Below are 24,773 nucleotides of genomic sequence, written 5' to 3'. Positions count from 1 at the left end.
AATCACCTCATTGATTGTTTTTTTGAATAATTATATTTCCGACATTGATGGTACTTTCACTCAAATTTGGTACATCTTCTGATTCTGTTGTTAAGTTATTAAATATCACTTTATTGTTTTTACCCATTACATCAAAACTGTTTGTAGAATATAACGAGCAGTTTGAGATTGTGTTTGAATCACCCATTAAATTAAGCGAAGTACTAGTCTCCCCATCATTGCTAGATGGAATCACACACCATCCATCGATGCGATTCTGATTTCCATAAATTGCACAATGAGGACTAGAGTTAGTGTATATGTTGTAAAAGTTTTGTATAATATTGTTATTCCCATATAAAACACAAACTGCACTTCTAAGACAAACATTTTTTAAAAATATTTCGGAGTTTAGTAACTTATTGTTGTCGCCGTCAATGTTTATAAAATCACCATATTTGTAAAATTCAGAACTTTCGTCAGTGCTAACAAAAAAACAACAATTGGAAATGGAGTTAAAGTGTCCCTCTATTGAAATAATTGTGTTGCTATCCTTGTTTTTTTCTAAAGAGATGTGATTGTCACTTAAAGTTAAATAACTTCCACTTGCATTACCTTTGCAATGGAGAAATGAACTTTCTTTTAGCTTAAAGTTACAATTGTTTATCTTGCAAATTTTTCCATATACGTCAAAAATATTATTACAATAATTAATGTCAAAGTTACAACTGTTAATGGTAACATATTTAACATTTGGATTTATTTTAATGACAGAGCTGTTTTCTTTAGCATTTATTCTGGAAACATTTGAAAAAACACAATTTGTTATAGTTATATTTAGAATAGGTTCAACATTAGAAGAACTATCACCAATATTTATGATGTTGTTTTCAATATGAAGAGCCTCAAAAATAACGTTTGTTAAATGTGTTGATGAAGTTCTTATGTTTACAAACCCTACGCTTGAGTTTTTATAAGATGTAGCTAAGCAAATGTCATTCAAAAAAAAATCATAGTCAGCTGTTACATTGAAAAGATAATCATTTGAGAGCAATTTTGATTGTCTAACAATTTTAATACAAGTGCTTTGACCATATCCACAAATTGCTACACAATCTTTGTTTATATTAATTGATTCTTCACTTATTTGATTAAACTCACCCTCTGTAAGCTGTATTTTTAAACCACCTGTATATTTCTCTTCATGTTGCTTGAGTATTTTATTGATTGCTTGTGCTATACATTCATATTCGCCAAGAACATAATCAGCACCAGCTTTAGATATATCAGAAGAATTATAAGAAGCAATAACATAAGTAGCTGTCCTAGAAGATGAGTTTTTAACCTCATCTATTTTATTTTTAATTTCAATTAAACCATTCTCATCTACATATTTCATTTAAACGCCTCCTCTATTTCTGAAATTGGAATAGGAGATAGGGAAGACATACTGCCTTCAATTCTTGATACTTTGCTCAAAATCGCAGGAAGTTCTCCACCAATCTTTTTCCATGCCACCCAATTAGATGAGTCTATATTATTTCTAATAAACACATCATTGTTTTTATCAATATAAATCTGAACTGTATCGGTATTACTATTATCAATTGTGGAATCAGCTTTAGAAACAATTAAAGTGGCATATGCGTGTCCATCTAATGGCTTGTTTTTACAACTTCTACAAGAATAAAAACCAGCTTTATTTATAGTGTCTAAATCCGAACTATTTAAAGAATAAATTGATATATCTTTTTCTAATTTTGCTTTCAATTCATTAGTAAAATCATTAGTGGATAGAGATTTGCCAGAAATTTTGTCTACTTTGTTATCAATACTTTCTGTTGAAAAAACCTTATATATTTTAATAGAACTCTCATTCCCATAATTGGTAATCATATAGACTTTAAATTGATTTTTATATTCATCTTCATCAAAAGGATTGCCAATGAACAACCATACTGTGCGATTGTCCTTTATAGCAAAACCTCGCCCAAAGACAACATTGGACTGTGTGTCTTTGAGGTTCTCTGTTTGAGCCAATTGAACAATTGTTATTCCTCTTTTGTGTTCTTCCTCTCTTGCTGTTATGAAAGTTAGAAAATCTTCTTTTGTTGTGATTTTTATTGCGTTATTACTATAACTTAATTTTAACTTTTGTAGCCAATTATTCGTAAAATCATTTGCACTTAATCTCTTGCCTTCAACTTTATCAACTTTATTTGCAAGCTTATCTTCTAAGCTGGTATAGGAAGAGTTTATGGCTGAAAGCAAAGCTTCATAAGTTTGAAAATTTTCATCATTCTCAAGTTGAGATAATTTAGTTGGTAAATCTGTCTTTTTAACATAAGGACTTAAATCATAAGTGGTATCTGTGTATTTTGGATTGTTAGGTATTGCATCAACCTTTTGTTTATGAGAGTTTGTAAAATCATTTGTAGATAGACCCTTGCCATTTATTTTATCGACTTTATTATTTAAATTAGCTTTTAAAATCTTGCCTTGTTCAGCAGATAAAACTTTAGAAACTCCACCAGTGGTCAAATTATTTACAACATTATTTTTAGCAACCCTAGTTTCAACCGATTCATTAAAAGATTGTATTAAACTTGTCTTGGTAGACTCAATTTTATTTTTTAATGTATCTTCAACAAAATTTTTAGTTGTATATAAAACATCAGCCTGTTCCTTTGTAAGAACTTTACTTGCAGTTTGTGAAAAACTAACGACCATTTCATAAACACTTTGAAGTGCTTGCTCTATAGGAACTTGACCACTAGGGTCAGAAGGAGTTAATAACACTTCCTGTTTTCCAAACTCATCTTTTTTAACATAATTAGTTAAATCAACCTTGGTATTCCCAATTAATTCCCATTTATTATTAATCCACAAATATTCAAAATAGTTATTGTCATCTTTTCCATTATTGTCTTTTAATAAATAAATAACATTGTCTTTTCCAGATTGAGGTAGGGAAGTAACGATTTCTTTTTTGAGACTAGCATTATCATTAATTAATTTTTTGATTTCAACTTCTGTTTTGAAATTCAAATCATTTGCCAGTTGGGATAGCTGAGTAGGAAGTTCAGACTTATCTGCCTTAGTGTTGACCAAGCCTTCGAGTTGAGTTTTTAATATTCTCCATTCACTCCATTGCCTGCTATCCCTCGAGTATGCTCTATTAATAAAAGTTCCTGAATCAAGTTTAATATATGCCCCTCTTCTTTTTTCTGAAGAGTGAACTAGCAATGTCTGATGAACTTCTTTTTTATTGGCTATTGCTTGTACAAACAATAAACCACCTTGAGCTAAATACCTTTTATCCTGTATAGTGAACATAAATTGACTATTTAAGTCTTCAGGTCTAGCAAGAAAAAAATAAATTCCAGTTTCCTTTGTATCATCAAGTTCTTCTAAATTTACGATACCAGACAAAAAAGGTCTATCATTGCTTATTATATAGCTAAAGCTATTAAAAAATTCTTGTCTCCATTCAAAATTTCTAATCAATTCACGCCCAACAGTAAGCCAGTTATTTGGAATTTTACCCACCTTAGCCTTATCCTCATTGGTAAAGTCATTTGTAGATAGTCCTTTGCCATTTTCAATATTTACTTTTTTATCCAAATCAATTTTGAGGGCATATTTCTTTTTCACACCCTCACTAAATTCTTTCAATCCCTCTTTATCTATAAATTGTTTCATAAATCCCTCCAATAAAAAAAAGATAGGTCTCCCCTATCTTTTAATTTATATTAAACTAAAGCTCTAATTTCATCTAAAGGAACTGAGCCAATTTCGGATGTTAAAATATAATTTTTCAAAGCAACATTTAACTTAGGCTCAGTAATATATTTATCTAAGTCAGCACTAGCAATTACCTCATCAAGTCTTTGAATAGATGCTTTAGCTTCTGTTAGATTTTTATATAATTTGTCATCAGTATTTGAAGCATTTTTATTAGACTCAACTAACTTAGCATGAGTTTCTAGTCCACCATTATTAACTTTTTCAAGCTCATTTTTTAACAAATTCCCTTTTTGCTGTTCTGACACAAGGTTATCAGTTAATGTCTTTGCTTTAGTATTTTCTTGCTCCAATTTATTTGAAGTTGTTTTAGCATTTTCCGTTGCTTTATCTACAAGTGGAACAATGTTAGAAACTTCTAAGACTTTGTCCTCAATATATTTCTGTGTTTGCTTTCCAGCATCAACAACATTTTGTAAATTTCCAGTATATACTTTAGTTTCTTGATTTTTAGCATTTAAATCTTTTATGTTTTTTTCAGCTTTAGTGTTTTCTGTATTTAATGTGCTTGATAGTGGAGTTCCTTTTTCAATAGCACTATCTAACCCAGTCTTTAGAGATTGTCCTTTTGAGATAGAATCATCAAGCCCACCTTTGATGTTAGTAGCACTATCTATTAATGGAGTTAAAGTTTCTTTCAGTCCATTAGTTTTAGCGACACTTTCATCTAATATCTTCTTATTGGATTGAGCTTGAGTATTAAGTGTGTTTAATGAATTAATATTGCTTGTTGCTTTTGTATTTTCTTCATTCAAGCCACTTAATATTTGGTTAGATTCACTTTTTGATGTATCTATTTTATTTAAAATTCCATTAACATCACTCTTAGATTTTTCAAGTTCATTTCTACTATTACCAGCCTTAACAACAGCATTGTCAAGGTTTGATTTCTCTATTTTAGCACTTGATATTGAGCCATCCAATTCACTTTTTTTAGTTTGTGAAGTGGCGATTGAACTGTCCAATGCACTCTTAACTTGATTTAAATTTTTAAGATTTAAAACAGCCTCATTGTTCTTTTCTTCAAGAGCTGTTTTGTTTGTGAGAGCTTGACTGCTCAATCTATTTAAAGAACTTTCAGTGGACTTAGCTTTATTAGTATTGTTTACTAAATCTTGATTTACTGTGCTAGCTGTCTTTAAATTTGCTTTAAAATTTGAATTATTGAAATTATCATAAGCAGACTTAGCCTCTTTAGTTTTGTTGTCTAAATCCTTTGCTGTTTGCTCGCCAGTTTTTGTTTTAGTATCTAATTGAGAAATTACATTGTTTACATCAGCTATTTTTTGGTCGCTAACACTTTGAACTTCTTGATATTTTTCGATTTCTCCCTCAATATCAGCAAGAGTTTTAACTACTGTGTTTTTATTATCAACTTTCAGCCAAACTCTAGATGCAGGGAAGTAGGTAACACCCATTCCACTATAGCTAACAGTAACATTCTTACCATTTCTACTATCATTAAAATATATAAAACCATTTGTGTAATCCACATAATACTCATTTGTTTTAAGTTGAGCTTCAGGGTCTTTTATTTCAATTAATTCAAAGCCACCAATAACAACTTTAAGAAGAAACTTCTCATCAGGAAGCTCATTTAAAGGAACACAGGAATGACTTATTTGATGAGATTCATTTGTAATTTGTTGCGATAATTTATCACCATCAGCAGAATAGCGATAATTAGTTATTATGGGGTTTGAATAAGAATTATAATACATTTAATCACGCTCCTTTACCAGTCTATAGCATTGGAGTTTTTAACCATCTTTTGGTCTTCTGTACACTTATTTATTATATCGCCAAGTTTTGATATGAAATTAGATGGTATAATATCTCCAGAGCTAACTCTTCTAGGCATCCTATCGTAAATGCCAATACTTCTTGCACAGCTTTCAATAGAATCTAATAAAGAATTATACATATCAGCAGTAACAAAATCTCCACTTCTAGGAATGTAGTTAGAATATTTGCTTCGATTTAGAGAGTCTTTAGTAGTCGCCTCTAAATAATAAGCCAGATTTACTAGTTTGTTCCATTCAGCAGTTAATCCCCTAAAAGATGCAACAGCAATTCTAGGGCTACTGTAATCATATCTACCCTGCGAATAAGGATATGTTATAGTTGCCTCGTAGGTTCTGTTGTAACTACTAAACCAGTGTTGACTTATACAAAGAAAAGGGTTCGAAGATGGGGCAAATCCAACATTATAATTATGCTCTCCAATTATTTGAACAGTACCTAGTGGAAGCTCTCCAAAATTCTCTAAATTTGCACTATAGACCCCATTATCTCCAGCAGAAAAAGTTGTGTTTAAATATGCCCAACCATCATCATTAACTGCACTCTCTGAAACATAGTGTTCTTCAAGTATATCCTTATTCCCAGTTTGTCTCCTTGTGACACTTACAAATTTAATAAGCCCAGTTCCATTACACTTATAACTAACATTAAAATAATTATCGCTAGCATCAGTTATTTTTGAAATTTTTATTTTTGTCATTTGTCTTACAGTAGGTCGTGATGGCTCTGGATTCCAGCCACCACCAGAAGTAATTCTAATGCCAGAATTCCCACTTATAGGGACATTGTATTCAACGCCTCTCCATATAGCGTAAATGCTAGCTGTATAATAACCAGCTTGTGTACTTCCACCATTTCTTTTTTGACTTAAATCAAAGACAACATTAGCTGTTCCAGTTGTACTATAAGATACTGGGTCACGCCAACCCATTTTTACTCCATCTAAATATAAACAAAATCCATCATATTGCCTTGCACTATATTCTAACCCTCCGATAGTAACATCTGCTTGATTGTTGTTATAACTATTAATTCTAGCCCATGCCATTTAATCACCTCTCAACCAAATTGAACATAAGCTGGCATACGACCGTTATTAAGTTGGTCTGCCAAGTATCTTAGTTTGTCTTTAATCTCAATAATTTCTTTCATATTGGCAACAGGTATTCCACTAATGGTTAATTCCCTTCCATCCCATACAAGACCACTGTTGCCACCAATTTTAAGTTTCCCAGAGTTAGTATCATATTCAAATCCATTTTTACCAAAAATAACTCCATTAGAATTAATTCTTATATAATTAAAGCTATCAGGATTAGTACCAATTTCTAGTTTTGATGTAGCTGGCAATGATATTCCGTTGCTATTCATTCTTATAGTTTCATTAGTGAATGGGGCAGTAAGAGATAAGTTTCCTTCTTTATCAACATAGAATACAGTAGATTTTTCCCCACCTTTTTCAGCATTAATAAAGAAGCCATAAGCGTTCATAACTGATGTAACCTTTGTTCCAGTGTCACTAATGTTAGAAACCACAACCCCTTCTTTGTTGATTTTAACTCCATTAGATGTTGTTACCAAACCATCATCAGTAAGTTTAGCACCACCATAAGAACTATTTTTTAGTATTAAATCATCAAGTTCTTGCCAACGTTTTAAATTTCCGTTATATCTATATACACCGACAAGCTTATTAGCTGTATCAATTTTCATCCATAAAGCACCATCAGATATGTCAGTATCTGTTGGCTCACTTCTTTGCCTATAAGTCTTGCCACCATATTTAGCCACATAGTCTTTGGCAAAAGCCTCAAGCCTTCTTACTTCATCATCAAGCCTTTGTTTCGTTTCATTAACTGCCTTAGATAGTTCAGTTTTGTTGGCAACAATCTTGTCGCTCAATTCTGTTTTGTTTGTATTAATTTTCCCAGAAAGTTCAGCTTTGCTATCATCAATCTTTCTGTTTAAATCAGTTTTGCTACTTGAAATTTCTCCATTAAGTTCTTTTTTAGTTCGCTCATTGAGTTCATTCATTATTCTTTCAAGAGGGGAGATGTCGCCAGACTCATTGACTATGATTTGATTAGCATTAACAGTAACAAACTCACCAAGCCTACCTCTAATAACTTCTGCGTTAATTCCATCACCTGTAATGGCTGTTTTAACAGTTTCCCAGTTATCATCAGTAAAAGCTATAACATTATTAATACCTCTAACTTGCTTATTGTCAATTGTTCCATCAGGATTCTCTTTGATAAGCCAAAGTCCTCTTTCATCTAAAATAGGCTTTTGATTTTTAGCTGAAACAATGGCTTGTTTAGATAAATCTAAATCACTGTCTAACCTCTTAGCAATTGAAGAGTATTTTTCAATTGACTTATTCCACTCACTATTTCTTAAAGCAACTTGATTGGATGCTGATTGTATTCTGCCAATTAAATCACTTAAATACATCGTTGGGTCAGTAGTTGAGAACTTATTCCCAAAAATAAGTGTAATACCCTCTTTGTCGTAATTAAGTTCCATTTCAAGTAATCTAGCTTCAAATTTAATATCCAAATCATCAGATTCTAAATTTATTAAATCGCCAGTTTGAAGTCTAGCCATAGGAGTTTCAAATTGAGCCATATCTCTAAAATCATCTAAATCTATATCAAAAGAAATAGAAGGGTAGCATAATCTATTTAATTCATCTTTAGCATACTCATACAAATTAGCCTCATCAGTTCTTTTAAAAGATGAATCTTGAACAATGCCCTCTTTAATATACTTCTCATATTCTCTTAAATCATCAGTACTAAAGAATTTAGTCTTATCTAACTTCTTTCTAAGCTCCATTAATTTATCATTTTCAGCTTCAAGTTCTTTTAATTTAGAATTAAATCGATTACTTAAATCAACAACTTGTTTTTCAGCCTGATGTTGTTTGTTTTGTGAATCGGAGATTTTCCTTCTTAAATCCTCATTAATACTTTCAATACTGTTGTACCTTTCAACATTAATAGCTATGTTTGATATATTTTGGTCTACAAGATGTTTTAGCTTATCAACCTCATTTTGTTTTTCAACTCTTTGAGTTAGTAATCTAGCACTTTCATTGCTAATATTGTCTAAATTTTTAACTATCGTTTTAAAATTAGGCGTTAGTTCCTCAACAGCTTTTTCATATTTATTTAGAGCTTTTGTTAGGCTATCAGAAAGGTAATTGAAATCTTTATAGAAAGATATATCTTCAACATAAGAAAGCCCTAATATGTTGTGATTTTGAAAAGATATAGTATCATCACCATACATAAATAGCCTTGTAACTATATCATCAGTATTAATCTTTTTAGTTATAGAGCTTATAAAGTTATTATCAGAAATTACAATCCCTTTATTTCCACCAAGAACATTTGACTCACTAGAAGCGTTTACAACTCTAATAGTTTCTTTCGCTGTGTTATATTGAAACAAACAATTATATTTATCTTGACATACCTTAAAAGCATCTAAAAAAGAAGTGTTTGAGAATTTAAGCTCTCTATATTTAACTTGAACTTTGGGGTCTACATATTCAACTCTCCAAGATGTTCTGCTTTCAACATAATTAAGAAAACCCATATCATATCCATCTTTATCTTTTTGGTAGTTAGGGTCATATAATAGCCTACTTTCTCTATCGAAATCTCCAACTTTTTTAGTTGAAAAAACATATTCAGCAGAATAAGCAGTTACATACTTATATGCCTCACCACTGCTACTTTTCTTTTCCTCTGGACTTTGAATTATAAAATATTGTCCATTTTCATCATCTTTGCCATCATTTAAGTATATATAATAATCTCCAACAACTTTATCAAAAAGCTCATTTCTAACTCTTTTACCTTTAAAGTCAGGTCTGTAAAGTGGTATTGAAAATGAAATCTCATCTACACCGACAATAGATATTTTTCTTCTAAGCTCTTTAATATTATGAATTTCCATGAAAGGTTTTCTATCAGGTTTGCAAAGATGAAGTCTAATCTTTTTATTAAAATCTACACCATTAATAGCAATATCCATTTAATCACCACCTTATGCAGTAGGGAATTGTACATCAATTATAATTTCACAATCACCTGTAATCTTTATCTTATTCATTCCATGTGTTAAATATAGCCATTTTTTATTGAAAGAAGTTCCATAAACATTTCTAGGACTATCAATTGAATATATTATTCTATATTCATTGTCAACAAATATAACTTCATTAGTTGTCAAATTTTTAAGTTCAAATTTATAGCCACCATCAGATAGATTTTCAATCACAACATTTCCACTTCCATTGGTTTTTTCAATAGACATTCGTGGATAACAATATCTGTCAGAAAATACAGACCTGTTTAGAATATTAATTGTTTTACTTCCTGATATTTTATGTCTAATTCTTTCAGGGACAGTCCAAGCATGATTGGCATTTGTAACAAATGAAAAGGGAATAGAGCCATAGTCATTTAATCCTTCCCAAGAAACATAGTCTTTACATACAGCATAATAAACCTTGTGAGGGTCATATCCTGAATAAAACTCCTTATATTCATCACAAACTAACCAAGAAATAAGTTCATTATATAAATCTCTAGTCCATATTTTATCTTCTGTGGGAGCTATAAGTAAATCGAACTCAATAGGCTCTTTTTCTACACCTTGAATGAAGTGAATCCCTTTGTTGCTATAATTTGATGTATTGATTTTTCTAGTGCCAACTAGGGGACGTTTTGCGACTTCTGAACCCATTCTAATATTCATGAAACCCTTATCATATGATTGAATACCATTAAAGGAAAACTCACTAGATTGCATTTTAGCACCTCTTTTCTATTTATCAATCCATTTACTTATCTAAAATATAAAATCGTAAATTTGGATAGGTTTTAAACGTTATGTTGGGGAATAGGGGATATTATTTACCCCCTAATACCTCTTTTCTTTAGACCTATTATTAATTCATCTAAAATATTATTTGCTTGATGTTCTATTTCTCTAACTGTGTCCTTATCAGCATTGCCTTCAATGTTTATTAATGTATCTATGTTGATTTCAGGCAGGGTAGAAGAACCACCACTATAAACATTTCTTCCGTATATACTAGGGGCAGAAACATAATTAGCGATAATTCTACCTAGAGCATCAAATTGTGGAGTGTTAAAAATATATTCTGGAGATGACTTAGAGCCATGCAACATAGCAACACCAGTATAATCAGCAATTCCACCATGTCTATATCCTTGCAAAGATGGATGTCTAAGAACGTTATACCAAGGCTTACTCCACATACTAGGACCAGCAGGAGTACCTGGTTTGTGTGCTCCTGTGGTTTTTAAAGTTCCATCTTGTGTGGCTATTTCAGTGTGACCTGAATTGCCTTGCCTATACCAAAGAATATCGCCTCTCCTGATTTCTGTCTCTGGAATCTGTCCCAAATCTTGCCAACCACTACCAGCTAAAGCTTGTTTTTGATTTCCAGTGTAAAATGGGTCTCCACTATACAGTCCAGCATTTTTAGTTGCAAAATAAACATAAGAAGAACAATCTCTATGAGTAGAAAGTCTTGAACCACTTTGAGAATATGGCATACCATCTTGCTCTTTCGCTTTAGACATAAGATTTTCAACATTACTATTAGTCCCACCATTTTGAGAACCTCCAGAAAAGAAATCTGTATCTCTATTATTATAGCCATCTTCAAGTGCTTTTCTGTAATCTCTTATATATGCAGAAGCATTATCATAATCTCTACTGCTAGGGGAAGTATAGTGAAAACTATTTAATGTTTGACTATCACGTTTCCATTTGTCATAGTAGTTCTGATTAGTCCAACCACCTAAATTAGGTTGTGTCCAGCTATATCCGTTGTTCTTAAACCTATTCATTTGATTAGCGAAAAATGCCTCACTACTACTTCTTGAATAGTCATTATAAAGCCCTAAGTCAGCTAGTACCATATTACGAGCTTCTTCACGACCATAGTTGCCACCAAGTGGAGTAAATTGCCCACCAGATTGACCTACTTTCATAGCAGAACCAGTATCTAACACCCAACTTTTTCCATAAACAGCACCATCTTTGTCTCTATTGTATTTAGGATTATTTCTATCAGCACCAAGAGCTTTCATTTGATTATCTCTTATTAGGTGATTTTCATGTGCTAATCTTTTTCTACCTGCAGCATCAGATGTTTCCCAATTTAATTTATTCATTAAATATCTTTCAGTATCATTACTATTGGCAAATCCTAAACCTCTAGTTTTTTCGCTGATATATTGCCTAAAACCTTCATCTGTTAAACCAAGTCTTGCTTGTAAGCTTCCACTTTGGGCAGAAGATTTAGCCATTCCAAGTATTTGTTGAGCTTCTTTCGCTTTTCTGATAACTTCATCAAGGTCTCTAATATATTTTTCTCTTAAAATACCACTAGCTTTTCCTTGTTCTTCCATTCCTTGAATCATAGCATTTCTAATTGTAATAGAAGCACCAGTTGCGTCTTCAACATATCCTGAAAGTATTGCTTGTTTTACTTCTGCATAAACATTAGATGCTTTCATTTTTTCATCCATGATTTCCATTTCACGCTTATACTCATCTTCGAGCATTTTACGCCTATTATCCATGGTTTCTCTTTCATGTTCAGACTCATTATCAAGGAGTTTCATTTTGTTATTGATAGTTTCTTCATAATCCTTGAGTTGTTCATTTAACCCATCTTGAGTTAATTTCCTAGAACGCTCTCTTTGAAACTCTTCAATTTCATTATCTTTATTAACTAGTTGTTTTTTAAGCTCAATTCTTTTGCCTCTTGCTGTAGTTGTGTCATCAAGAGATAGGGAATTAATCCTATTTTGAATTTCATTTCTTTCTTCTAGTTTTTTATTTAATTCTCTATTATAATCTTCTTCTTCATTCTCTTTATTTAAAGAATCAATTTTACCTTGAGTGTATTTTCTGTAAGCTTCTAAAGCTTCTTGCAATCTTTTGCGTTCATTGTTAAGCTCTTTATCTCTAGCTTTAGATTCTTTATCAATACTGTCCATTCGAGCTTTATGATTTTTATCAATTTGTTCTCTTAACTTTTGATTTCTTTGATTTACAAAAGTTACAAGATTAGACTCCATTTGTTCGATAACACTTATAGAATCATCATATTGCTTTTGCATAGAATCATATACTTTCATTTGCTCTTCAATTCTTTGTTTTTGAAGTTCAATAACAGCTATTCTGGTTTCATCTAACTTATTTGTAAAATCAGCTTGTTTTTCAATAAGACCTGAAAGGGTAGACTGGTAAGAATTAGAAGATTTATCTAAGTTCTTAATTTCATCATTGACAGCCTTTAAAACAACCTCGTATTTCTTTGTTAGTATTTCAGTCGCCATCAATTTATTGTTCAACACATCAATCTTAGTAGCTTGTAAAGACATTCCAGCAGTATTGCCCATATTAAGAGCTTCATATAAAGATTGCTCAGCTTCAATCTTCTTGATTGCTAAATCAGTTAATTTTATAATATCCTCAAATTCACCAATTTGACTTTTGAAATACTTGTCAATTCCACCAACTTTGGCAACAGAGATTTTCTTTTCAAGCTCTTTAACAGCTTTCTCTCCAAGTTGACCCTTATACTTTCTTGCTATATCATCTAATCTGCTAGCATAAGTATATTGGTCTATCTCATCATATTTCAATTGGTCTTCTAATTCATCAATTAAAACTTTGACAAATGGGGGAATGGAGCTGTCAGCTTTTGTTTTAGCATCAGCTAAAATCTTTTCAAACTTTTGTTTTCCACGCTTAGTCATTGAACCAGAATTAGCTTTATAAAGTTTATCTACACCTTTATAAAATTCCTCTTCTGATATACGCTTCATTTCAAGTTCATGTCTTAAATCTTCAAGCTTTTCTTCAACAGCTTTTGGTATGTCAGCCTTAGAGCCTGATTTTTTACCCTTAGAACCTTTTCCTCCACCACCTCTAGGGGTTTTAGGAGTAATTGGAACTTTGTCTTGTTGTAAAATGTCTTGTCCTTTGTCTGTGGTTTTTTGTAATTCTTTTTGAGATTTAGCTAAATCATCAATAGTTCTTTGCAGTGAAGTTTTTTTATCTTTGTAATCTTTGGCTTTTTGCTGCAAGTAATTACTAAAATTATCTTCACCAGCACTATTGATTCTAAAGTTTGAAAGTCCAGCACCTTCTCTAAGGATTTTAGTAGGGTTTGTTAAATCCATAATTGGATTATTATATTTATCTATTGGACTTTCATAAAATGGACTACTTTCTATTTTTTTACTTCCAAAACGGAAATTAACTCCAGAGCCACCAGTTGCCTTGCTAATAGAATCTACAGCATTAAGTGCTTGATTTACTAGAGATTGCAATTTTCCTAAAATGCTATTTGCATACTTAGCAATTTGAGCATCAGTCATACTTAACGCTCTTGTCAACACAGAAAAAGTAGAGCCTACTGCACTTTTAACAACTGCATCTTGATTTTCCACAAAAGACTGAGTATTAGTTAGCATTTCTGTAGCTTGCTCTGTTGTTATTCCTGAACTTTCAGCTACTTCATCAACTATTGCGTTCCACAACTCTTCGTTGTCAGTTTGCATTGCACTCATTATTGATGTAAAATCCTCTGCAAAAGCCTCAATATCTTCTCTAGGCACATCAAAATCAGCACCAGTTAAAAATGAAGCCATTGAAGGAGTGTCCTCAAATAGTTTGATTAAAGAATCGAAAGCTGTTTTTGCAGAATCTATATCACTAATAGACCTGTATAAAGCAGATGCGAACTCATCAACTTCACCAGCTTGATTTCTAAACACTCCATCTCCAGAGTTGTATAGATTATTTGTTTCGACATAAAGCTCTAAAGTTCTTTGTTTTGCATCAACCATAGCTCTTGAATAATCATCAGCATTAATTGTTCCAGAACTAAATTGAGCCGAAAGTTCATTTAGCTGACTAGCCAAATCCAATTGAAACCCTTCATTAAGTGCTTCCAATTGGGAAGTGTCTAGGTTAACTACAAGCTCATTAAACTCTGCATCAGTTTTTGCATCTTTTAACTTTTGAACAAAGCCATCTACACTTGTTTTTCCATCTTCAAAAGTAGTCTTAATATTACTCATTGCTGTTTGTATTTCAGCTTCAGTCATACTAAGATTAGTTTGAAGTTCAGTAGGGTCTGCAAGTTTAGCTAGCCCATTTTCCGTTCCATCAAAGTTTGTAATTAAGCCTTGCTGTTCTCTAAATTGGTTAACTGCTTCTTCTGCTTTTTGAGTAGCTTCTTCTTGAACCATTTTATAATGGTCTACAGCTCCAGCAAGAAGTACCCAACCATCTTTGGTTTTTGTTAAGTATTCAGCCATACTAGAATCGGCATCTAGTAGTTTAATTACAGAACCATCACTTAGGTTTCCATTTTCTTTATACTCTTCAAAAGCACCTTCAATAGCACTTTTTGATTTATCGAAATCATTAAATTCTTTTACTAAAGCCTCAACTGCTTCGTGTGCTTTTTCAGCATTTTCTTGCATTTTCTCTAAACTGCCAGTAACACCTTCTGCGTTTTCTTTAGCTTTAGGAAATCCATCTCTCATTTCGTTAATTATGTCAAAAATAGGAGTGCCTTCATAATCTTGTCCACTAAGCATTTTTCTTAATTCTTCATCAGTAAGTCCAGCTTGAGCTTGAAGCTTAGCTAAATCTTGAATGAATTTATTTAAAGACAATTCTCTTTCGCTTAGCTTAGCAGATGCCTTGCTTAACTTATCTCCAAGCCCTACATCTTCTGGGTTATTTTTAATTTCCTCTTGAAGCCTTTTAACCTTGTTTAAAGCCTCCATGTAGTTTCTGACATAAGCATAAGCATCACTGATACCATTTTCTCTAGCAAAGTCAGAACCACCTAATTTGTTTTGAATTTCTGTATTTGCTTCATTTTTTGCTATTTTAGCATTAAGTTCATACTCACGCTCTTTAAGGGCAATAGTTTGCTTTAATGTTTCATTATAAGCTTCTCTTGAAGATTTACTTTCAATAATGACAGAATGCTCAATACCTAAGGCATCAGCTAAATCTTTTGTAAGTGCCTTGTAATCTTCTAATGCGTTTGTGTCGCCTTGTTTATATGCTTCGCTATTTATTAACTTATTAAGCTCATCTCTTAAATTTGCTATATTATCTTGAGCTTCTTTTGCTCTTCCAGATGTAAAATCATCTAGGATAGCCAATCTCTTATCTTTTTGATATTTTTGATAAGCAACAAGACCAGCAATAGCTGCTCCAACAGCTACAATTCCAATAGTTAGAGGGTTCAGAGATGATATTACAGTAGCAATGTTACCTTTTAAAGCCCCAAAGGAAGTTCCCAGTCCAGCAAGCTTGCCACCAGTTGTTGCAGTTTGAGTAGCAGTCTTTTTGAGAACATCATTAAATGAAGATAGTGCTTTTCCTGCACCAGTTTTCTTTGAAATGGCTTCCAATAAAGAGCTAAGACTCTCAAGCCCAGCCAAATCTTTTATTGCATTTAGTCCACTTATTGACTTTTTTAAAGCTACATATGCAATAACAACAGCTATTATCTGTTTATGGTATTTTCCTATAATTTCAGAGCCATTTGCAAGAGTATCAACAAAAGATTTCATAGTGTCTAATAATCCAGAATTACCAATAGCAACAGCCATTTCTTGAAGTGAAACTTTTAATTGCTCAACTTTTTTGGCATAAGTATCCATTATTCTTTCATTTTGTCTCTCAGCAAAACCTTTGGAATTTTCTGACAAAGCTACTCTAGGTCTATAGGAATTCCAACCTTCCATCATATTTTTCAATACAGCTATATGCCTAACTCCTGAAAGTTCTTTAATCATGTTATTTGCTATAACATCTTTACCTTGTGCTTTCAATTCTTTATATTTAGCCACAAGATTGTCCATCATTTCAGGGAAAGGTTTTAATGATTCGACACCATTTTTATTTATATTGGTAAATTCAACACCATACTCTTTTAGCTTATTTATCCTTTTGCCATCTGTCATGTAAGCGAAGATAGTTTTGAACTGTGTACCTAAAACATCCCCAGTAACTTTCATACGCTCCATTACTATTGTTGAAACAGCATTAAGGTCATGCAGACTCATTCCAAGCTCTTTTGCATTAGCACCTGAACGAGAAACTACTTCTACAAGGTCATTTACATTTCTAACAGCAGTCTTGTCTGCAACTTTAACTAAAGCATCAAGTATCTCTGGAGCTTTAGAAGCATCTCCTTGATACATTTGATTGACAATAGAGTTAATGGATGCAACAGCAGATTCAGCATCCTTAAATTCAGCCACATTAAAACCTAATGCAGTTGTTTTTGTGGCATCAATTAAATCTTGTCCAGAACGACCAGCTCTAGCCCACAAGCCTTCAATTTCTTGAATCATATTCACATTAAGACCCATGTTTTTAGCAAAATCGAATGAAACTTTATTCAAGTCTTCCATTTCTTGCTTAGTTGAATTAGTGATACGTTGTATCTCAACAGAGTTCTTCTCAAACTCCATCATTTCTCTATTAATGTACCCAACAGCTTGCTTAACAGCAAATAGCTGTCCTAACATCATTCCTAATGCTTTCCCAGAGCCTTTAAAAGTATCTCCAAGAGGCTTACTAAGTTCTTTATCAAGATTTCTCGCTTGAGTAGTGAGTAGTCTATTTTCTCTTTTTATTTCACTTAGAGAACCTTTGACTTCTTTGACAGCTTGAACCCCTGTTTTTTTGACAGCATTTATAACCTTAATGCCACCCTCTGTAGTAACATGATAAATTTTCTTTATTTCATTTTGGGCATTATCATAATACCTAGTCGTTACTTTTGTAATGCCACCTTTAAGAGCCTCTTCTTTGTAACCAAGCCCCATATTTAAAGATGTAGCTCTATTGATGTTAGCCCTTAATTCATCTGGTGAAATGTTTTTGCCAATCTTCTTCTGTTCGATTACAAATTCTCTAACTTTGTTTTTAGCTTTCTCATAAGCGATTTCTGTATCAGCTATGATTTTTTTATTTCTATCCAAATCATAATTAACAACATTAATGGCTTTTTGCATTCTTTCCAGTGAAACAGCTGTATCAATTATTCCACCTGATTTTGATGTTTGTTTGTAATCATCAATAGCCATTTTAGCTATATCTCTAGTAGAAAATTCTTGAGTTAATCTACTTCTTTCCTTAGCCCATTGCGTTAGCTCTTTTCTTTGTTTTGCAATAGCTTTTTCTATTTCAGAAGATTGAACTTTAAAAGCATCAGCACCTAAGTCTATGCTTTGAAGTGTTTTGGTTGCTTTGTCGACATCAGAGATGTTTTTGCCAATAACAGTAGATAAATCCACAAAATCTTTAGTCAATCCATCTACAGAATTTCCAGCCTTTTTATTAGTTTCAACAAACCTGTCGACTGTTCTATACAAATCCTCAAGTTCTTTTTGAGATTTTTTAGTATCAATATTAATTCCATTTTTCTTAAAAGACTCACCAAGGTCTTTTGCGTTTTTATCTATATCTTTAAGTATTTTTTCAATTTGAGAGGCATCTTTAAGTAACTGCTCATAGCCAAGACCGACCTCACCAAACAATTTTAATTCTTCACTCATAAATCCCCCTATTTTAAGTAAAAAAAATAAGGGACAAACCCCTTATTTAAGCATTGAAACTAATTGGCTAGCTTCATGTACAGTCATTTTTCTATCTTGTTCAACTTGTTCAGTAAAAGTGTAGAGTGGATTGACATCCTCATCAAATTCACCACTCATTGCAACGGTGTTAGTTTGCAAATCCCATATCTGTTTCATTTGAATCATAGAAAGTAAGTCTGAATATTGATTAATTGTTAGATTTTGTATTTCAGAGTAAGGTAAATGAGTGTAAATCATAATGGCATGAATACCAGATTTAAAACTTATTTTTTTTTATCCTTATCCAAGTTTTTATCGTTACTAAGAACTAAACCATTAATTTCAAACATTTTTTTTACAAATTCTTCAAAGTTAGAAGCATCAACATTTTCAAGGATTTCTTCAACTGCTTCAGCACCAAAAGTCATAGAGATAGCATTTTTAAGTCCTTCTCCATTATCAACAAAAAAAGATTGTGCTATATTCATTGGATTAATTGTTGATATAGCACGAACAAATTCAGGATAGTCTTTTAGAGTGATAGGGTAGGCAACACGAGGTTTCTCATCAATAAAACAAGAAACCTCTGTTCCTAATCCTAGAGCAGAAACAATATCCTTTTGTTCTTTTTCAAAATCAACGGATTGTTTATTACTCATTTAATCACCTTAAACTGTTCCGAAGTTTCCTTCTTCTGGTTCAACATCAACTACTACAATATCCCAAAGTTTCTTATCTGGTCTCTTAGGGTCAAGAGCTTTAAGAGAAACTTGTGGAGCGTATGCTTGTTGTTGTGCTAAATCAAAGTTAAAGTTTGAATCAGATTTACATTTAAAGATTGTAAATTCCATTTGTTGAACAATTTGGTTTTCATCATTGTAGATTGGAACTCTATGAGTGAACTTAAATGGTTTAGGGAATTTTCCTTTAAGTCCTGCGATTGATTTAACGCCTTGAGTTCTCTTAACTTTATAGATACCATTAATGGAAACGTTTGCATCATCAGCATGAAAAGTAATTGTTTTTCCTTCAACTTTGAACTTACCTTTAGCTGGAGCTTCAGCTTTTTCGAATCCTCTAATTGTTACAGAATTTTCAACTGGAGTTTCAGGTAACTCTACAACACCATCAGCAGGAATCACAATATTTAAAAACTCTGTCATATCTACAGAAGCCTTTTGTTCGTACTTAGTACCTTGAGCAAGTGCAATATAATCTATATCAAATAGGGCATCTTGTGCTGTGATTGTTATATTGTTTGTTCTAGGAAACTCTGTAATTGGATATGGGTCATCACCACCACGAACTTCATCAGTTTCAGCACTCATATCGATTGTTAAGTTTTGTAGTTTAGAAAAACCTATAATTTTACTTTCATCTTTTAAGTCTGTTAATACAGCCTCACCAATACCATAAATTATTGATTTTGACATCTTTTTCCTCCTTAAATTATTATATTACTATAGCAGAATGTAATTCCATATTTAGTCCATTCTGCATTTTGAGCTTCACTATCAGGGTTTCTATTGAAATAGGTAATATCATAATCAAATATTTTTGAATTATGAAGTAATTCCCTTAATCTGTCAGCTATCATAAGTGTACGCCTATCTCGTACATTTCTTTTTTTTGTTACATAAATATCTATCTGAATATAAGACCTTTCTAATATAGAAAATCTTGACTTAGTTGCTGGTAGTTCATAAACACAAAGCCTTATAAAGTCTGTATCAACTAAATCGCCTGGATTTTTCTCTTCCAAGAATTGCTTTTTTATGTCTTTCATTAAATATTTATATTTTCCATTTGTGTATACTTTAGGAACTTCCATTAACTCTAAAAGCTTTTCATCTTTAGTTAAGGTTGAAAATAGTTCAACAGCAATACTTTTTAGCTTCATATTAACCACCACCTTTAATGTAATCAGAATAGGGGAAAGTCCTAAAAACTTCCCTAACAGCAGAAATCATTTTATCTCTACCATCATCAATAGCGTTTCTTATAGGCTTTCTAGGAGCAATTGGGTCATACATAGGATTTCCTTGATGCTCCAAAACTCTACCACCATAATTAGAACCCACTATTTCTGTAGTGCCATGTCCACCTTGCCAATCAGGGATTATATGTGGACTAGACCTTCTTTGTCTTGACCTAATGCGATTATCAGGTCTTTTATCATTCCAATAATCACTAGCTTTATATTCAGCCAAGAATGGGTTGGATTCATCTAAAAGTGAACCTCTACCAAACTCCACTATCCAAGCATAAAAGTGGTCTGAACCAAGTATAAATTTGATTTCATCTTCTGCACATTTAATCATCTCTTGCTTATATGTCCCACCTGAATATTCATAGTCAACACTATTTAAAGATTGAACCATTTCTTCAACCAGAGTGGAGACCCTATAATTAAGAGCTTTTTCTAAATCAGTTATAAGACCTAAAATATCAAACTTTAATCCCAAACTATTTAATGACATACTTATCATAGTTGTCTCTTGTTGTTCTAAGTTGCATATTACAAATACCTGATGTTAGTGTGTCCTTATCTGATATTTCATAATATCCACCTTCAACTAAGACAACATCTCCTATTTTTGCTGTCATATCTTTTTGTGAGCCTACTAATCTATAAACTGTATCATGTAGCAATCCCACATCTTGATTTCTATATTCAATTCCTGTTTTTTCAATGTATACAGGCATCCTCTTTTCAGTGATTACTAAAAACTCTTTAACATCTCCATAAGTAGGGGAGTTAGGGTCTTCATCATACTCAACTCTAGGACTAAAGAAATCAATGTAATTATTAAATATAACAATTCTAGCACTCTTAATGACTATGTCATCATTAGGAATAGTATAAACAATAGCAAGAGAGCCATTAGGGAACTCCACTATTGAGCCTCTTTTTGCTGCTGTTGTATGAAGAAAAGTTGCATCTTTCATGTGTCCTTGAATGTTTGTGTAGACTTTCTTTAAGTCAGAAGTTATTACAAACTCTGGATTTCCATCAACCAGAACTTTAGTACCAATTTGATGTATCAACAAGTCATCTACATAAGTCTTAATGTCATCAAGAGGTAAATCAAAGGTAGATGGGGTAGAGTAGACAGCATCAAAAACATCAGCTGTGGTTCTGTGTTCTTCACTATTTCTACCAACGGTAGAATTAAAATCATCTCGCATAACCATCACCCTAATACCTTATTGTGTCATTTATGAGTTTCATTTCTTCAACGTAACCACTAAATGAAGATAAATAGTTGCCATTTTCATCTTCTGGATTGGATTTTATGTCTGCTAAGATTTCTTTGATTTGAGTGTCACACCACCAAACAATTCTCATAATCTCCTTAGCACGTTCAGTCAAACCTTTAACAGAAAGAGTATTGATAGAGAAGTTTACAGCCTTTTTAGCGTAACTGTGATGTACGCTAAGAACAAGCTCTCTATAAGCATATCTTGAAGCAAGAATTAATTCTCTATTAGACATCTTTTTACACTCAATACTTTCCAGCTCTAAATCAGGAGATATTGAATCTGAAAGATTTATAAAATTCTTCCTTATATTAGAACCAGCTTGTGCTACACCCATAATGACAAAAGAATTAGTTGTTTTTAAATTCTTAAAGGCTGGTTTTAATTCTTCTGACTCTTCATCAGCAACTAATCTATCCAAAATAGTTCTAATTGCAATGAGTTCTTTAGCCATAGCATCACACTAATTCATCTATACGATTGTTTATAGCTTGTATGAACCCTTTTGTTTTATCAGCCTTTTCAGCCTCTTTTAATAACTCTTTAAGACCTAATATATTATCTACTTTAGCAATTTCAGCCTCTAAATCCTTAATTGTTAGTGAAAGTAGTGATTGAATTTTGTTTTTGTCAAAAATGTTTTCTTCAACTATCTTTTCTTTAACATCAGGAATCTCTTTAGCAGAATCCTCAACTCTAATAATTCCAGATTCTAATATTTTAGAAGAGTAGGACAGATAAAGCATTTGGTCTTCTGTAATATATACAAAACTATGAGGGAGAATTTTTACAACTCTCCCATCTAAGTTGTTGAAATTTAAAGAGATATTAATACCATAGTCATTGATAACTTTGTATTTCTTCATTTAGCACCTCTTATTATTTTACTTCGATTACTTGTATTCCTTTTGGATTAGTGATTGCGATACCCCATTCCATGTCTATTCTTGCGTTCCAAGACCAATCTTCGATAGAGTTTTCTTGTCCAGTTTTAACATCACCATGAGTAGCAGAATATCCAATTTTGTCAGAAACAATAAATAATCTATTTTTTGGAACTAAAGATTTTCCAAGAGCTTCATCATACACATCATTAACGCCTACAATTCTAGCTCCTCTGAAATATCCAAGAGTACCATTTTTTCTAATTTCTTCGTTGGCTTCATTAGTGTAGCCCTCAAATCCCATGATTTGGTTAGTTAGAAGCTTATCTCCTAGAATAACTGCTTTTTTACCAGTTCTATAAGTTACTTTATCAATCGCTTCTTCAATAGCAGATTTTTCAAGTTTAGTAGTACAAACAGTTAAATATTCAGCATTATTAGTTTCGTTGTAAACTTGTCCTAGAATTGTGAAGATTTTTGCAACAATTGCATTTCTTAAAGCTTCTTGTCCATCAGCTAGAAGTTCAGCTAGGGAAGATACTCTACCAGCTTTTAGCTCATCAAGTAAACATTCAGGTCTAACAGAAAGTGTTTCAAAATCCATAGAAAGTGTTTCTTGATAGTTTCTAGTCTTTGGAGTTGTAGAATTAGGAGCTATCCAATAAGCCTTAATTCCTTTTTTCTTTAATCTAAATTCTGGTCTATCGCCAAGATTAAAGTGTTTTGAATCAGTAATCATTGGAGCAATGTCAATAGTATTCATAGAATCTTGTAGATATACACCAATAATTTCTGCGATTTCATTTCTTCCATCTTCGGTAGATGCAAGTTCCATTAAATATTCTTCAATATTTTTAATATCTTTATCATTGCTGTCGATTTGTCTATTTTTATAAGCTTCAGCAATCTCTAAAAATGTTTTTGCCATTGTTTCACCTCTTATCCTAAATACATAACATCAACTGCTGGAGTTGAACCAAAGTGAGAAATATCAGTAACAACAAATTTTCCTTCACCTTTAGAAAGTTTTCCATCAGCACCACAAGTTAGCTTGTCGCCAACTTTAAGAGCATCAATACCTTCAACTTCTGTAGTAGCCCATACATTATCTTTAACTAATGTATGAGCAACTGCTCTAGTATCTTTTTTGATTTTGTCGTGGTCTTTAATATCTCCACCAGCATTAGTTTCAATTCTTAAAGTTACGAAAGCGTTTGCCTCATCATCAGAAGTAGCGTATTCTAATAATCCATCTTTTTGGTTGAATTTTACAAGTCTTCCTTTTACCATTTCATCTTTAGTTTTGTAAAGACCGAAAGGAATAGACCCTAAATCAATTCTTTTTGATAACATTTTTTTCCTCCCTTATTTTCTTCTTAAAATGTCTAAGAGTGCCTCTTTAGGTTCTTTAGATTCTGCTTTCTTTCTAGTATCAATAAGCGTTGATATTGAGTTAGTCTTATCTGTATCATCATTTTTTTCTGATTCCTTTAAACCTTTGGCAAAATCATCTACATAAGCCTCTAGTTTGTTTACGAAATCTATATCACTTAATTTCCCAAGCTCTTCAATATCATCTTTGACTTCGCCATATTTTGAAAGTCTGTCAAATCTTTCTTGACCTTTATTTTTAATTTCATAGCCCTCTGCTATCTTTTTGTATTTTAAAAGTTCCTTTGTCAAGTCTTCATTTTCTTTTTGAGCTTTCACAAGTTCCAATTTAGCATCAATTAAAGCCTCTTTGCTTTTAATGCTATCATTTACATTGCTGTTATCTTCTGATTTGTTTTTAGCACCATTTTGAGTGTCCAGTGCATTAACATTGTCTGATTCATCTTCAGCTACCATAAATGATTTAGATTCATTCCATGCTGGCTTAGCTACCATTGAAAGTCCAACAAAATTATTATTAAAACATCTTCTATCTCCGTTTTTCAATATTTCTATCTCCCTTTCTGCCTCAATTGAGAAATTTAGGTTATTTTCTTTATCTAGCTCTATTAATCTTTCAGCAATTTCAGGATAATATTTTTTCCACATAATTGCTTGAACATTTGCTTTGTAGCTATCGTTTTCGCCTTCTTCAATGTTGGCGTTATGAATATATCCAATATTTAAAACATCTTTGCTGAAAGTATTACTAACTTTATCATATCCATGTCCTGTGGGATTTCCATTCCATAAAACTCTAAGGGGTTTTCCAACCATAGTTCCAATGTCTTTTTTAGCATCATCTTTAAAAATTACAGCTCCATTAGCATTAGTGCCACTATGGAAGGCGACACCCTCAATTACTAATAAATCATCAGCATTATACCCAGCAAGCTCTAAATTGTGATTTTCTTTAACTTTAAATTTCATT

At 32.2% G+C, this 24,773-nt stretch carries 18 protein-coding genes; all 18 read right to left on the bottom strand.

What is annotated here, in order from left to right:
- Window positions 1–7 precede the first annotated feature (7 nt).
- The 18 genes from KQI68_RS07410 to KQI68_RS07325 all read right to left on the bottom strand — a co-directional run bounded on the left by KQI68_RS07410 (window position 8) and on the right by KQI68_RS07325 (window position 24,772).
- A complete protein-coding gene (locus KQI68_RS07410; protein WP_216549501.1) occupies window positions 8–1,378 on the bottom strand; it encodes a hypothetical protein in 1,371 nt (456 codons plus the stop codon).
- The gene (locus KQI68_RS07405) at window positions 1,375–3,681 is read right to left on the bottom strand and encodes a pyocin knob domain-containing protein (protein ID WP_216549500.1); all 2,307 of its coding nucleotides are present in this window, start codon (window positions 3,679–3,681) and stop codon (window positions 1,375–1,377) included. The genes KQI68_RS07410 and KQI68_RS07405 overlap by 4 nt, the downstream gene beginning before the upstream one ends.
- Window positions 3,682–3,731: 50 nt before the next feature.
- A complete protein-coding gene (locus tag KQI68_RS07400; protein ID WP_216549499.1) occupies window positions 3,732–5,504 on the bottom strand; it encodes a hypothetical protein in 1,773 nt (590 codons plus the stop codon).
- Window positions 5,505–5,518: 14 nt separating this feature from the next.
- The gene (locus KQI68_RS07395; protein WP_216549498.1) at window positions 5,519–6,634 is read right to left on the bottom strand and encodes a hypothetical protein; all 1,116 of its coding nucleotides are present in this window, start codon (window positions 6,632–6,634) and stop codon (window positions 5,519–5,521) included.
- 11 nt (window positions 6,635–6,645) lie between these two features.
- Window positions 6,646–9,630, bottom strand: a complete 2,985-nt coding sequence (locus tag KQI68_RS07390; protein WP_216549497.1) for a phage tail family protein — start codon at window positions 9,628–9,630, stop codon at window positions 6,646–6,648.
- 12 nt (window positions 9,631–9,642) lie between these two features.
- A complete protein-coding gene (locus KQI68_RS07385) occupies window positions 9,643–10,410 on the bottom strand; it encodes a phage tail domain-containing protein (RefSeq protein WP_216549496.1) in 768 nt (255 codons plus the stop codon).
- Window positions 10,411–10,514: 104 nt separating this feature from the next.
- The gene (locus KQI68_RS07380; protein ID WP_216549495.1) at window positions 10,515–18,245 is read right to left on the bottom strand and encodes a phage tail tape measure protein; all 7,731 of its coding nucleotides are present in this window, start codon (window positions 18,243–18,245) and stop codon (window positions 10,515–10,517) included.
- Between the two features lie 42 nt (window positions 18,246–18,287).
- On the bottom strand, window positions 18,288–18,443 hold the full coding sequence (locus KQI68_RS07375) for a hypothetical protein (RefSeq protein ID WP_216549494.1): 156 nt from the start codon (window positions 18,441–18,443) through the stop codon (window positions 18,288–18,290).
- 107 nt (window positions 18,444–18,550) lie between these two features.
- A complete protein-coding gene (locus KQI68_RS07370; protein WP_216549493.1) occupies window positions 18,551–18,925 on the bottom strand; it encodes a hypothetical protein in 375 nt (124 codons plus the stop codon).
- A gap of 9 nt (window positions 18,926–18,934) precedes the next feature.
- A complete protein-coding gene (locus tag KQI68_RS07365) occupies window positions 18,935–19,699 on the bottom strand; it encodes a hypothetical protein (RefSeq protein WP_216549492.1) in 765 nt (254 codons plus the stop codon).
- Window positions 19,700–19,710: 11 nt separating this feature from the next.
- Window positions 19,711–20,166: a hypothetical protein gene (locus tag KQI68_RS07360; protein WP_216549491.1), complete on the bottom strand. Its 456-nt coding sequence runs from the start codon at window positions 20,164–20,166 to the stop codon at window positions 19,711–19,713.
- A 1-nt stretch (window position 20,167) separates the two neighbouring features.
- Window positions 20,168–20,755 (bottom strand): hypothetical protein, encoded by a 588-nt coding sequence (locus KQI68_RS07355; RefSeq protein ID WP_216549490.1) that lies wholly within the window; start codon window positions 20,753–20,755, stop codon window positions 20,168–20,170.
- Window positions 20,733–21,455 carry a hypothetical protein gene (locus KQI68_RS07350; protein WP_216549489.1) on the bottom strand — a complete coding sequence of 241 codons (723 nt, stop codon included), beginning with the start codon at window positions 21,453–21,455 and terminating at the stop codon, window positions 20,733–20,735. Before KQI68_RS07350 ends, KQI68_RS07355 begins: the two co-directional genes overlap by 23 nt.
- Before the next feature lie 10 nt (window positions 21,456–21,465).
- Window positions 21,466–21,981, bottom strand: coding sequence for a hypothetical protein (locus tag KQI68_RS07345; RefSeq protein WP_216549488.1), 516 nt, complete (start codon window positions 21,979–21,981; stop codon window positions 21,466–21,468).
- A 4-nt stretch (window positions 21,982–21,985) separates the two neighbouring features.
- Window positions 21,986–22,393, bottom strand: coding sequence for a hypothetical protein (locus KQI68_RS07340; RefSeq protein WP_216549487.1), 408 nt, complete (start codon window positions 22,391–22,393; stop codon window positions 21,986–21,988).
- Between the two features lie 13 nt (window positions 22,394–22,406).
- Window positions 22,407–23,339, bottom strand: a complete 933-nt coding sequence (locus KQI68_RS07335; RefSeq protein WP_216549486.1) for an HK97-fold major capsid protein — start codon at window positions 23,337–23,339, stop codon at window positions 22,407–22,409.
- A gap of 11 nt (window positions 23,340–23,350) precedes the next feature.
- Window positions 23,351–23,764, bottom strand: coding sequence for a hypothetical protein (locus KQI68_RS07330; protein ID WP_216549485.1), 414 nt, complete (start codon window positions 23,762–23,764; stop codon window positions 23,351–23,353).
- Between the two features lie 12 nt (window positions 23,765–23,776).
- Window positions 23,777–24,772 (bottom strand): hypothetical protein, encoded by a 996-nt coding sequence (locus KQI68_RS07325; RefSeq protein WP_216549484.1) that lies wholly within the window; start codon window positions 24,770–24,772, stop codon window positions 23,777–23,779.
- Window position 24,773: the final 1 nt, after the last annotated feature.

Origin of the sequence: Peptoniphilus ovalis, assembly GCF_018919265.1 — a bacterium.
Lineage (GTDB): Bacteria > Bacillota > Clostridia > Tissierellales > Peptoniphilaceae > Peptoniphilus_A > Peptoniphilus_A ovalis.
Note: the sequence above shows the minus strand (reverse complement) of the source record. Positions and strands in the feature narration are given on the sequence as shown.